13 protein-coding genes are annotated in these 12,493 nt (G+C 64.9%); 11 read left to right on the top strand and 2 right to left on the bottom strand.

Translation table 11 applies throughout. The annotated features are described in order from the left end of the window. The first annotated feature begins 5 nt into the window (after positions 1-5). On the top strand, positions 6-647 hold the full coding sequence (gmk, locus tag M4578_RS04975; protein WP_258092337.1) for a guanylate kinase: 642 nt from the start codon (positions 6-8) through the stop codon (positions 645-647). Next, the gene (locus M4578_RS04970) at positions 644-1,165 is read left to right on the top strand and encodes a gamma carbonic anhydrase family protein (RefSeq protein WP_258092336.1); all 522 of its coding nucleotides are present in this window, start codon (positions 644-646) and stop codon (positions 1,163-1,165) included. Before gmk ends, M4578_RS04970 begins: the two co-directional genes overlap by 4 nt. A gap of 25 nt (positions 1,166-1,190) precedes the next feature. On the opposite strand, the gene M4578_RS04965 is transcribed toward M4578_RS04970, so the two are convergent. Then, on the bottom strand, positions 1,191-1,700 hold the full coding sequence (locus M4578_RS04965) for a hypothetical protein (protein ID WP_258092335.1): 510 nt from the start codon (positions 1,698-1,700) through the stop codon (positions 1,191-1,193). Between the two features lie 421 nt (positions 1,701-2,121). Between M4578_RS04965 and M4578_RS04960 the strand changes: the two genes are divergently transcribed. From M4578_RS04960 to phoB, 7 genes are all read left to right on the top strand, one after another. Then, positions 2,122-3,162 carry a sensor histidine kinase gene (locus M4578_RS04960; RefSeq protein WP_258092334.1) on the top strand — a complete coding sequence of 347 codons (1,041 nt, stop codon included), beginning with the start codon at positions 2,122-2,124 and terminating at the stop codon, positions 3,160-3,162. Positions 3,163-3,595: 433 nt separating this feature from the next. Further along, positions 3,596-4,636 (top strand): substrate-binding domain-containing protein, encoded by a 1,041-nt coding sequence (locus M4578_RS04955; protein ID WP_258092333.1) that lies wholly within the window; start codon positions 3,596-3,598, stop codon positions 4,634-4,636. Positions 4,637-4,728: 92 nt separating this feature from the next. Then, the gene (pstC, locus tag M4578_RS04950) at positions 4,729-6,183 is read left to right on the top strand and encodes a phosphate ABC transporter permease subunit PstC (RefSeq protein ID WP_258092332.1); all 1,455 of its coding nucleotides are present in this window, start codon (positions 4,729-4,731) and stop codon (positions 6,181-6,183) included. Continuing rightward, on the top strand, positions 6,180-7,526 hold the full coding sequence (gene pstA / locus M4578_RS04945; RefSeq protein ID WP_258092331.1) for a phosphate ABC transporter permease PstA: 1,347 nt from the start codon (positions 6,180-6,182) through the stop codon (positions 7,524-7,526). Before pstC ends, pstA begins: the two co-directional genes overlap by 4 nt. A 35-nt stretch (positions 7,527-7,561) precedes the next feature. Then, the gene (pstB, locus tag M4578_RS04940) at positions 7,562-8,359 is read left to right on the top strand and encodes a phosphate ABC transporter ATP-binding protein PstB (RefSeq protein WP_258092330.1); all 798 of its coding nucleotides are present in this window, start codon (positions 7,562-7,564) and stop codon (positions 8,357-8,359) included. Positions 8,360-8,364: 5 nt separating this feature from the next. Next, the gene (gene phoU, locus M4578_RS04935; RefSeq protein WP_258092329.1) at positions 8,365-9,099 is read left to right on the top strand and encodes a phosphate signaling complex protein PhoU; all 735 of its coding nucleotides are present in this window, start codon (positions 8,365-8,367) and stop codon (positions 9,097-9,099) included. Positions 9,100-9,103: 4 nt separating this feature from the next. After that, positions 9,104-9,793 carry a phosphate regulon transcriptional regulator PhoB gene (gene phoB / locus M4578_RS04930; RefSeq protein ID WP_258092328.1) on the top strand — a complete coding sequence of 230 codons (690 nt, stop codon included), beginning with the start codon at positions 9,104-9,106 and terminating at the stop codon, positions 9,791-9,793. Between the two features lie 193 nt (positions 9,794-9,986). On the opposite strand, the gene M4578_RS04925 is transcribed toward phoB, so the two are convergent. Beyond that, positions 9,987-10,463 carry a helix-hairpin-helix domain-containing protein gene (locus tag M4578_RS04925; protein WP_258092327.1) on the bottom strand — a complete coding sequence of 159 codons (477 nt, stop codon included), beginning with the start codon at positions 10,461-10,463 and terminating at the stop codon, positions 9,987-9,989. Positions 10,464-10,690: 227 nt separating this feature from the next. On the opposite strand from M4578_RS04925, the gene rpsB reads away from it, so the two are divergent. Together rpsB and tsf are read left to right on the top strand one after the other, a co-directional pair. Then, on the top strand, positions 10,691-11,458 hold the full coding sequence (gene rpsB / locus M4578_RS04920) for a 30S ribosomal protein S2 (RefSeq protein ID WP_258092326.1): 768 nt from the start codon (positions 10,691-10,693) through the stop codon (positions 11,456-11,458). Between the two features lie 138 nt (positions 11,459-11,596). Beyond that, on the top strand, positions 11,597-12,472 hold the full coding sequence (tsf, locus tag M4578_RS04915) for a translation elongation factor Ts (protein WP_258092325.1): 876 nt from the start codon (positions 11,597-11,599) through the stop codon (positions 12,470-12,472). Positions 12,473-12,493: the final 21 nt, after the last annotated feature.

The following is a 12,493-nucleotide window of genomic DNA, read 5'->3' as shown; positions in this document are numbered from 1 at the left end:
CGACCATGACACGCCGGGGCCTGCTGATCATCCTGTCCTCGCCCTCGGGCGCGGGGAAATCGACCCTGGCGCGACGGCTGCGCAACTGGGATTCCTCGATTATCTTTTCGGTCTCGGCCACCACCCGCGCGCCGCGTCCCGGTGAGGTGGATGGCGAGGATTACCATTTCATGACCGAGGCGGCCTTCAAGAAGGCAGTGAACAATGGCGAGATGCTGGAGCACGCGCATGTCTTCGGCAATTTCTACGGCTCGCCCAAGGGGCCGGTGCGCGATGCGATCATCGGCGGCAAGGACGTGCTTTTCGATGTCGACTGGCAGGGCGCGCAGCAGATGACCAATTCCGAGCTGGCGCTGCACACGCTGTCGATCTTCCTGCTGCCGCCCTCGATCGCCGAGCTCAAGCGGCGGCTGGAATCGCGCGGCCAGGACGGGGCCGACGTGATCGCCAGGCGGATGCAGAAAAGCTGGGACGAGATCTCGCACTGGGGCTCCTATGATTTCGTGCTGATCAACGAGGATCTGGACAAGACCGAGGAGCGGCTGAAAAGCATCGTGACGGCGGCCCGGCTGCGGCGGACGCAACAGCCGGGGCTGCTCGAGCATGTGCGCGGGCTGCAAGAGGAATTCGAGGAGGGAGAGGAATGACGATCTATGCGCTGGAGGGCGTGGCCCCCGAAATCGCGGCAAGCGCCTGGGTGGCGCCGGACGCGAACCTGATCGGCAAGGTGGTGGTCGAGGAGGCGGGCTCGGTCTGGTTCGGCTGCACGCTGCGCGGCGACAACGAGGAGATCCGCGTCGGCGCCGGCAGCAACGTTCAGGAGAACGTCGTCTGCCACACCGACATGGGCTATCCGCTGATCATCGGGGCGGGCTGCACCATCGGCCACAAGGTGATGCTGCATGGCTGCGTGATCGGAGAGAACACGCTGATCGGCATGGGGGCGACGATCCTCAACGGTGCGAAGATCGGCCGCAACTGCCTGATCGGCGCGGGCGCGCTGATCACCGAGGGCAAGGAGATCCCCGACGGCAGTCTCGTGATGGGCATGCCCGGCAAGGTCGTGCGTCAGCTCGATGACGAGGCCATCGAGCGGCTGCGCAGATCCGCCCGGCATTATCAGGAGAACGCCCGGCGCTATGCGACGGGTCTGACCGCGCTCTGAAGCGCGGCAGACCCGTCAGCGCCGGTCAAGCCTGCTCCAAGGCGCGTTCGACGTGGTCCTGGACCACCGGCGCGAACTGCTTGGTCAGCATGACGGTCGGAATGTTGCGCAGTGCCGGCTTGCGGTTCGGCACCCGCTTGCGCTCGCGCAGATAGGCAAGGATCATCTCGGCATGTTCGCGGTTGCGCGCGACCAGTTGGTGCCCGTCGATATTCCATTGCCAATAGGCATCCTCGGGCCACGAGATCGTGGCCTTTTCGAGCGTCCCGCAGCAGGCGCATTCGCGCATGCCCCGGTGATTGAGCCGATAGCCGGGGCCGGTTTCCTTGCCTTGATGGAAGGTCGGTTTCGGCGTCTCGGGCTGATGCCAGTGATAGTGTTCCGGGTACAATTCTTCAACGACTACTCGCCCCCAGAGATGCGCATTCTCAGGCACCTCCGCGTAGCGGATCACACAGGTAAAACGGAACGGCTCATGAAAATGAGCAACGTGCCCACATTTCGGGCAACGTATGTCGATAGGATCGTTTTGCATCGGAATGATGCTCCTGCGGTTGTAGGCGCCCCCACCTGACACGTCTATGAAGCGACAAATTTTTCCTAAACGCAATGCATCTCTAAGTGAAATTTTCGTGCGCACTACGCCTTTAAGGCGAGCAGCGCAAATTCAACCTTAGGTTTATCCCCATAAATAGTGAGGTAGAAGTTGCGAAATTTTGACGCATCAGAGTGTTTTTCAATAAAAACAAATACTTAACAAAATTAGCAACTTTTTGCGTGACTTTCGGCGAAACTTTGCCGAGTCGTTCTCGATTCAGCTCCGATCCGCTGATTTTACCCGGTATTGTTCCCAGCTTCCCCCTGTGCGAAGCCTGCGGCAGCATCAGGAGGCCCTGCCATGAGATTGCCTGAGTCGCGCATAAAGGCGCCATATGACACCGGATCGGAGGGTGCCGATGCGCGCTGATTCACGCCAGCTTGTTGCGGCGGTTCCCCTTCCGGCAGTGCTGATCCGCTGGGATGAACGCATTGCCGCGGCCAATACCGAGGCCCAGGCGCTGCTGGGCGAAGGGCTTGAGGGACGGCACTTCATCACCGCCCTGCGGCAGCCGACCCTGCTCGATGCGATCGAGGGCACGTTCCGCGACGGCGCCCCGCGGCTGACGCGCTTCCTGACGAATGACGGCCGCCAAAATACAACCTATGAGGTTTCATGCCGTGCGGTGGCGCTCGAGGGCGGGCCCGGCGTCATGCTGACCTTTCAGGATGTCACCCATGTGGAGCAGGCGGGGCAGATGCGGCGCGACTTCGTCGCCAATGTCAGCCACGAGCTGCGCACGCCGCTGACCGCGCTGCTGGGGTTCATCGAAACCCTGAAGGGCCCGGCGCGTGAAGATGCCGCCGCGCGCGACCGCTTCCTGAGCATTATGGAGAGCGAGGCCGGACGGATGGAGCGGCTGGTCGGCGATCTGCTCTCGCTGAGCCGGGTGGAAGCGGACGAGCGGGTGCGCCCGACCGAGCCGGTGGATCTGCCGGCGCTGCTGCGGTCGGTGCTGAACGGTCTGGCGCCGCTGGCCGAGGAGGCGGAGGTGCGGCTGGTCGCCGATCTGCCCGAGGGCGAGCTGGAAGTGCCGGGCGATGCCGACCAGCTTCGCCAGGTTGTGGTGAACCTGGTCGAGAACGGGGTCAAATACTCCGGGCGCGGCGCCGAGGTGCGGGTCTCGCTGACGCCACCCGGCTATCAGCCGCGGCTGCGCGGCGAGGGCGTCGAGATCGCGGTTGCCGACAGCGGCCCCGGCTTCGATCCGCTGCACATCCCGCGCCTGACCGAACGCTTCTACCGCGTCGACAACCACCGCTCGCGCGAGATGGGCGGCACCGGTCTGGGGCTGGCCATCGTCAAGCATATCGTGAACCGCCATCGCGGCCGGCTGCGGATCGAGAGCGCGCCGGGCAAAGGCGCCACCTTTCGGGTCGTTCTGCCCATGCAGGCCTGACCGGGGCAGGGCGCCCGCCCGCGCCGGATGACGGGAATCACGGGCGCGCCCGCCGCAGAATCGCCGAAAAACGCGATCTGCGCCCCGCGTATTGGGGACAGGGCCCACGCGCCCGGGTCAAACCGCCGCTGACGTGGCGGCAGAGCGGTCCGGAACCGCGCGAGCATTGCCGAACAACGACATAACCTACCGGAAAATATTGGAAATACCCTGAAAGACAGGGCTGCGCAGCCATGGCGGGTGCCACTTTTGGGCGCTGCGCTGGCCGGCGGCGCTCCCGTGCCTGTCTCGATTCCGGGACAGAGTTTGCCCATCCCTGGGCGGTGTCATGAAACTGTTACGCAACCGTCACAAAAGCATCGCGGGCACAGCCTAGGGCTGCCCGCGAGGTCCCCGAGGGGAGGGGATCAGAAACAGTGACAGGAGCATTCTCATGCAATCCGTGAAACTCGCCGCCTCGGCTCTGGCCATCGCCGCCGTCTCGGCCTCCGCTGCCGCCGCCCGCGACAACGTTCAGGTCGCCGGTTCGTCGACCGTTCTGCCGTATGCGTCGATCGTCGCCGAAGCCTTTGGCGAAAACTTCGACTTCCCGACCCCGGTTGTGGAATCCGGCGGCTCGTCGGCTGGCCTGAAGCGCTTCTGCGAAGGCGTTGGCGAAAACACCATCGACATCGCGAACGCCTCGCGCGCCATCCGCGAAAAAGAAATCAAAGCCTGTGCCGACGCCGGCGTGACCGACATCATCGAAGTCCGCATCGGTTATGACGGCATCGTCTTCGCCTCGCAGAAAGACGGCCCGGCCTTCACCGCGTTTGAACCGGCCGATCTCTATAACGCGCTGGCACCGAAAGTGCTTGTGAACGGCGAGATCGTGGACAACCCCTACACCAAATGGTCCGAGTTCAACGCCGACCTGCCGGACGTTGAAATCGCCGCCTTCATCCCGGGCACCAAGCACGGCACCCGTGAAGTGTTCGAAGAAAAAGTGCTGGCCGTGGGCTGCGAAATCACCGGCGCCATGGAAGCCATGGTTGCTTCGGGCATGTCCGAAGACGACGCGGAAGACGCCTGCATCGCGGTCCGCACCGACGGCAAGTCGGTCGATATCGACGGCGACTACACCGAGACCCTGGCCCGCATCGACTCCAACCCGAACGGCGTTGGCGTCTTCGGCCTGGCCTTCTACGAGAACAACACCGACAAGCTGAAAGTCGCCACCATGTCGGGCATCGCCCCCTCGACCGCGTCCATCGCGTCGGGCGAATACCCGGTGTCGCGTCCGCTGTTCTTCTACATCAAGAAGGCCCATATCGGCGTGATCCCCGGCCTGAAGGAATATGCCGAGTTCTTCGTCTCCGACGAGATCGCCGGCCCCGATGGCCCGCTCGCCAACTACGGCCTCGTGTCCGACCCCGAGCTGTCGGAAACCCAGGGCATGGTTGCTGACGAGACCCCGATGGGTTCGAACATGTAATCGGGACAGACCCGATTGCCCGGGGCGGCGGTTCTCGCCGCCCCGATCTGTCTTTTAGGCCATTTTCTTCCGTAACGACCCTGGGGGGCGCCATGCCGGTTCTCTGGCTTATCCTTATCGTTCTCGCGCTCGCCGCGGCCGGCTTTGTCGCCGGGCGCCTGCGCGTGACCACCGCCGGCGGAGCTCGCCCGCATTCCCTTCCCAATTATTACGGCTGGAACGTCGCCATGAAGGTGATGGTGCCGGCCTTTGCCGCGCTGATCGTCTGGCTTCTGGCGCAGCCCTTCGTGGTGAACGGCCAGGTCAGCGGCATGATCACCGAGCAGGCCATCCCCGAGGGTTCGACCTTGGGGCTGGTGATGTCGGATGTGCGCCGCGTGGCCGACGGGCTCGACACCGCCGTGTCGCAGGGCATCATGACCCATGAACAGGCCGGGTCGATCCGCGCCGAGTTCACCGACATCCGCAACCGTCTCGGCGAGGCCGGGGTGGCGCTTGGCTCGAATGTCAGTGCCGAGGTGCTGCGCGCGGCGCAGAAATACCGCGCGCTGAACGCCACCGGCAATCTTTGGATGACCATCGCCGTGCTGGCGCTGGCGCTGGCCGGGCTGGCCTGGGGGCTGAAGCAGGCCCATGGCGAATTCCGCGCCCGCAACACCGTCGAGACCGGGGTGCGCATCATCCTGCTGTCGGCGGCCTCGCTGGCGATCCTGACCACCGTCGGCATCGTGCTGTCGCTGATCTTCAACACCATCGAATTCTTCCGCATCTATCCGGCGACCGAGTTCTTCGGCTCGCTCACCTGGTCGCCCTCCTTTGGCGGCGGGTCCGAGCTGGGCATCTGGCCGCTGCTCTGGGGCACGTTCTACATCTCGCTCATCGCGCTGATCGTGGCGGTGCCGATCGGCCTTTTTGCCGCCGTCTACCTGTCGGAATACGCGGGCTCCAAGATGCGCGCGGTGGCCAAGCCGCTGCTCGAGGTGCTGGCTGGCATCCCGACCATCGTCTACGGTCTCTTCGCGCTGCTGACCGTCGGCCCGCTGCTGCTGTCGGTCTTCGGCCGCGACGGGCTGAACTGGATGCAGGCGGGCACCGCCGTGATGACCGCCGGGCTGGTCATGGGCATCATGCTCATTCCCTTCGTCAGCTCGCTGTCGGATGACATCATCAACGCCGTGCCGCAGTCGCTGCGCGATGGCTCCTACGGCCTGGGCGCCACCCAGTCCGAAACCATCAAGCAGGTGATCCTGCCCGCAGCCCTGCCGGGCATCGTCGGCGCTATCCTGCTGGCGGCGTCGCGCGCCATCGGCGAGACGATGATCGTGGTGCTGGGGGCAGGGGCCGCGGCCCGCCTGTCGCTCAATCCCTTCGACGCGATGACCACCGTGACCGCCAAGATCGTCAGCCAGCTCACGGGCGACGCCGACTTCGCCTCGCCCGAGGCGCTGGTGGCCTTCGCCCTCGGCATGACCCTCTTTGTCCTGACGCTGGGGCTCAATATCTTCGCGCTCTACATCGTGCGCAAATACCGGGAGCAGTACGAATGACCGACGCGACCTATCAGGGCGGCGGCAACGGATCGAGCCTCGTGGCTTCGGACGCCCGCACCAAACGCCGCAACGCCTCGGAGGCACGGTTCCGCATCTACGGGCTCGCGGCCATCGGCGCCGGCATCTTCTTCCTGGTCGTGCTGCTGACCGCGATCGTCTCGAACGGCATCGGCGCCTTCCAGCAGACCTTTATCGAAGTGCCGGTCTATCTCGACCCCGCCAAGCTCGACAAACAGGGCAACCGCAATGTCGATGACATCAAGAAGGTCTCGACTTTCGGCTACACACCGCTGATCCAGGCCGCGCTCTGGCAGCAGGTGCAGAACGAGGGCATCGCCACCGACTACACCAAAGCCGGTGACATGAAGGCGCTGATCTCGGCCTCCGCCGCCGCACAGGTGCGCGACTGGGTGATCGCCCATCCCGACCGCATCGGCGACACGGTGGATTTCAAGATCCTCGCCGCCAGCCGCGTGGACGGTTATCTCAAGGACCGCGTGAGCCGCGAGAGCATCGCCGAAGACAAGAACATCGACGCGGGCCACCTCGATCTCACCGACGCGCTGCGCGAAGCCGGCATCGTGCACAAAGGCTTCAACACCGATTTCATCTTCGGCTCCGACGCCTCGGAAAGCCGCGCCGAACAGGCCGGGCTGGGCGTCTCGATGCTGGGCTCGCTGTTCATGATGCTGGTGGTGCTGCTGCTGGCGCTGCCCATCGGTGTGGCCGCCTCGATCTATCTCGAGGAATTCGCCGCCAAGAACTGGTTCACCGATTTCATCGAGGTGAACATCTCGAACCTTGCCGCCGTGCCGTCGATCGTCTTCGGTATCCTCGGCCTCGCGGTGTTCATCCAGTTCGCGCATCTGCCGCAATCGGCGCCGCTGGTCGGCGGCCTCGTGCTCACGCTGATGACCCTGCCGACGATCATCATCTCGACCCGCGCCTCGCTCAAGGCGGTGCCGCCGTCGATCCGCGACGCGGCTCTGGGGGTCGGCGCCTCCAAGATGCAGGCCACGTTCCACCACGTCCTGCCGCTGGCCATGCCGGGCATCCTGACCGGCACGATCATTGGTCTGGCGCAGGCGCTTGGCGAAACCGCGCCGCTGCTGCTGATCGGCATGGTGGGCTATATCGCCACCAACTATCCCGACGGGGTCGTCGCGGGCTTCATGTCGCCGAACTCGGCGATGCCCGCGCAGATCTACGAATGGGCCAAGCGGGCCGACCCCGCCTATTACGAGCGGGCCTGGGGCGGGATCATCATCCTGCTGGTCTTCCTGCTCGCCATGAATGTGATCGCCATCATTCTGCGCCGCAAATTCGAACGGCGGTGGTAACGATGGACGCAAAGCTCGATAAGGGGACAGAACCCATGTATGACGCACCTCTGAGGAAGACCGACGTGGAAGCCAACGCAACCAAGATCGCCGCAAAGGACGTTCAGGTCTATTATGGCGACACCCACGCCATCAAGGACGTCTCGGTCGATATCCTCGACAAGACCGTGACCGCCTTCATCGGCCCGTCGGGCTGCGGCAAATCCACCTTTCTGCGCTGCCTGAACCGGATGAACGACACCATCGACGTCTGCCGCGTCGAGGGGTTGATCCAGCTCGACGGCGAGGACATCTACGACAAGCGCGTCGATCCGGTGCAGCTTCGCGCCAAGGTGGGCATGGTGTTCCAGAAGCCGAACCCGTTCCCCAAGTCGATCTACGACAACGTCGCCTACGGCCCCAAGATCCACGGGCTTGCCAAGAACAAGGCCGACCTCGACGAGATCGTCGAGAAGGCCCTGCGCCGCGGCGCGATCTGGGACGAGGTCAAGGACCGTCTCGACAAGCCGGGCACCGGCCTGTCGGGCGGCCAGCAGCAGCGCCTGTGCATCGCGCGCGCCGTGGCCACCGAACCCGAGGTACTGCTGATGGACGAGCCCTGCTCGGCGCTCGACCCCATCGCCACCGCCCAGGTCGAGGAACTGATCGACGAGCTGCGCAGCCAGTATTCGGTGGTCATCGTGACCCACTCGATGCAGCAGGCCGCGCGGGTCAGCCAGAAGACCGCCTTCTTCCATCTCGGCAATCTCGTCGAATACGGCGAGACCAGCCAGATCTTCACCAACCCCGTGGACCCGCGCACCGAGTCCTATATCACCGGACGGATCGGATAAGTCTCATGAGTGATCTGAAGCAACATATCGCCTCCGCCTTCGACCGCGATCTGGAAGGAATCCAGGCGCAGATTCTCAAGATGGGCGGGCTGGTCGAAGTGGCCATCCACGATTCCGCCAAGTCGCTGGAGACCCGCGACGAGGAGCTGGCCGAGCAGGTCCGCAAGGGCGACAAGCTCATCGACGAGATGGACGAGGTGCTGAACGAAGAGGCCGCGCGCCTCATCGCGCTGCGCGCGCCCACCGCCTCCGACCTGCGCGTGGTGCTCTCGGTGATGCGCATGTCCGCCAATCTGGAGCGCATCGGCGATCTGTCCAAGAACCTCGCCAAGCGCACCACGGTGCTGGCGCAGATGACGCAGATCAACGGCTCGACCAGCGCGCTGCGCCGCATGGCGCGCGACGTGGAACTGATGCTCAAGGACGCGCTCGACGCCTATATCAAGCGCGACGAGGCGCTGGCGCTGGACGTGATCGACCGCGACCGCGACGTCGACCAGATGTACAACACGCTGTTCCGCGAATTCCTCACCTTCATGCTGGAAGACCCGCGCAACATCACCTCTTGCATGCATCTGCATTTCATCGCCAAGAATATCGAGCGCATGGGCGATCATGTGACCTCGATCGCCGAGCAGGTGGTGTTCCTGGCCTCGGGCAAGAAACCCGAGGAAGCGCGGATCAAGGAAGACCGCACCTCGTCGGACCCGGCGCTGAGCGCGGACATCGAACTGGAGTAAGTGCATGCCGGCCGATCAGCCCACCGTTCTGGTCGTCGAGGACGAAGCGGCGCAGCGCGAAGTGCTGCGCTACAATCTCGAAGCAGAAGGCTTTCGCGTCGCCGCCGCAGGCAATGGCGAGGAAGCGCTCGTCATGATGGACGAGGAAGCGCCCGACGTCATCGTGCTCGACTGGATGCTGCCCAATCTCTCGGGCATCGAGGTTTGCCGCCAGATCAAGACCCGCCCCGGCACGCGCGGCGTGCCGGTCATCATGCTTTCGGCCCGCTCGGAAGAGGTGGACCGGGTGCGCGGGCTCGAGACCGGGGCCGACGATTACGTCGTGAAACCCTATTCGCTGCGCGAGCTGATGGCGCGGGTGCGGGCGCAGCTGCGCCGCGCGCGCCCGGCGGCGGCGGGTCTGCGACTGGAGTATCAGGACATCGTTCTGGACGCCGAAACCCATCGCGTCACCCGCGACGGGCAGGAGCTGAAGCTCGGGCCCACCGAGTTCCGGCTGCTGTCGACCTTCATGGAAAAGCCGGGCCGCGTCTGGTCGCGCGAGCAATTGCTCGACCGTGTCTGGGGCCGTGACATCTATGTGGATACGCGGACGGTCGATGTGCATATCGGGCGGCTGCGCAAGGCGCTTGGCGTGCATGGCGGCGAGGATCCGCTGCGCACCGTGCGCGGCGCGGGCTACGCGCTGGGGTGACCGCCGAACACCGGCGCCTGTGGCTCCGGCAAACGCTCCGGTGGAGCGTTTGAGGCGGTCACGGGCGGAGCCCGGGAAGGATCGGTTTGGCCGTCCGGTGCGGTGGGCAAATTGCCCACCCTACGATACCCGGACCTGACCCGGGGCCTCGGCCAGAGTGGCCGGGACACCCCGGACTTGATCCGGGGCGGGGTCAGCTCTTGGAGGGGTTTTTCTTTTTACCGCCCTTGGACTTTTTGCCCTTCACCGTCTTTTTCTGCGACTTTGCCGCCGTTTTCGCGGCTTTGGCGGATGCCTTCTTGTCCTTGCCCTTTTTCTTCGGCTTGTCGCTCTTGGTTTTCTTCTTGGCCTTCTTGCCCTTGGGCTTGTCCTGTTTCCCTTTCGGCGCCTCTTCCTCCGGAGCCTCGGTCTCGGGCGCGGGCATGTCCGCCGCCGCCTCCGGCGCCGCGTCCACCGCCGGGGCATCGGTTCCCGAAGCCTCTTCTATCCCGCGCAGGATCTCTTCCGCTGCGGCGATCAGCATGCGCGCGCGCAGGATCTGGACGCGGGGCAGGGCGGTCAGGCTCTCGGGGACCGCGCCGGCCAGATCGGCCACGCTCTCGATCCCCATCTCGCGCATCTTCATCGCCAGAACGGGACCGACGCCCCGGATGGAAGTCAGGTCGGACAAAACACTCTCCTTGCGGTTTCGCGGCAGAATGCGCCGCAAACCCGCCCGCTGTCCAGAGAAAGCGCCTGAGGGGTTGCGCCCGGCGCGCTTTGCCCCTATATGCCGCGCCACTGAACCCCGCAGGCGGGGTCGGGCCTTTGGGGGAGACATCCCCATCGCGTCCACCGGTTGTCCCGAGCACGGGATGAGCCCCCGCCGAGGATATGAAACCGGAAAGGATATAGGACATGGCTCTTCCCGAGTTCACCATGCGCCAGCTGCTTGAGGCCGGCGTTCACTTCGGCCACCAGACGCAGCGCTGGAACCCCCGTATGGGCGAGTTCATCTACGGCGCCCGCAACGGCATCCACATCTTCGACCTGACCCAGACCGTGCCGATGCTCGACGCGGCTCTGAACGCGATCCGCGACGTGGTTGCCAAGGGCGGCCGCGTGCTCTTCGTCGGCACCAAGCGTCAGGCCGCGGGCCCCGTTGCCGAAGCCGCCGAGAAATGCGCGCAGTACTACATGAACCACCGCTGGCTGGGTGGCACGCTGACCAACTGGCAGACCGTTTCGCAGTCGATCAACCGCCTCAAGGCAATCGACGAGCAGATGGAATCCGGTGCCGAGGGCCTCACCAAGAAAGAGCGCCTGGGCATGGAGCGCGAGCAGACCAAACTGCAAGCCTCGCTGGGCGGCATCCGCGAAATGGGCGGCCTGCCCGACATGCTCTTCATCATCGACGTGAAGAAAGAGCAGCTCGCCATCGCCGAAGCCAAGAAGCTGGGCATCCCGGTCGTGGCCGTGGTCGATACCAACTGCTCGCCCGAGGGTGTGGATTACATCATCCCCGGCAACGATGACGCCGCCCGCGCCATCTCGCTCTACTGCGATCTCGTCAGCCGCGCCGCGCTGGACGGCATGACCGGCCAGATGGAAGCTGCCGGCGTCGATCTGGGCGCTCTGGAAGACGCCCCCGCCGAAGAGCTTCTGGCCGACGCCCAGCAGGGCTGAGCCGGACGGGTCTCCCGGCTCCGGCCGGGCGTGCCCGATCCGCGCCGCTGTCGCGAAAGCGTCACGCAGACATGACATGAGCGGTCTGGCCCGGGGCAGGGCCGGCCGCATACGACCATTCGAGAGGGAGCCAAGCACATGGCGATCACTGCTGCACAGGTGAAAGAACTGCGCGAAATGACCGGCGCAGGCATGATGGATGCCAAGAAGGCGCTGACCGAGACCGACGGCGACATGGAAGCCGCCATCGACTGGCTGCGCACCAAGGGTCTGGCCAAGGCCGCGAAGAAATCGGGCCGCACCGCCGCCGAGGGCCTCGTGGCCGTCGAAGTGGCCGGTGGCACCGGCGTCGCCGTCGAGGTGAACGCCGAGACCGACTTCGTCGCCAAGAACGCCGAATTCCAGGAGATGGTGGCCGGCATCGCCAAGACCGCAACCGGTGTGGACAGCGTCGAGGCGCTGGCCGATGCCGATCTGGGCGGCAAGAAGGTCTCCGAGGTCATCACCGACAAGATCGCCAAGATCGGCGAGAACATGACCCTGCGCCGGATGGCCAAGGTCGAGGGCGAGACCGTCGCCACCTATGTGCACAACGCTGCCGCGCCCGGTCTGGGCCAGATCGGCGTGCTGGTTGCGCTGAACGGCGGTGACGAGGCGTTCGGCAAGCAGGTCGCGATGCACATCGCCGCCGCCAACCCGGCGTCGCTCTCCGAAGCCGATCTCGACCCGGCCGTGGTCGAGAAAGAGCGTCAGATCCAGATCGACATCGCCAAGGAATCCGGAAAGCCCGACGCGGTCATCGAGAAGATGATCGTCGGCCGCATGAAGAAATTCCTCGCCGAAGTGACCCTGCTGGGCCAGCAGTTCGTGATCAACCCCGACGTGACCGTCGAGCAGGCCGCGAAAGAGGCCGGCGCGACCATCGTGGGCTTTGTCCGCATGCAGGTCGGCGAAGGCATCGAGAAGAAGGAAGAGGATTTCGCCGCCGAGGTGGCCAAGGCCGCCCAGGGCTGATCGCCCGCGCGACACATCCGA

It is taken from the genome of Salipiger pentaromativorans (assembly GCF_024721115.1).
GTDB classification, from domain to species: domain Bacteria; phylum Pseudomonadota; class Alphaproteobacteria; order Rhodobacterales; family Rhodobacteraceae; genus Salipiger; species Salipiger pentaromativorans.
The sequence above is the reverse complement of the archived record's forward strand: the minus strand, read 5'-3'. Positions and strand labels throughout refer to the sequence as shown.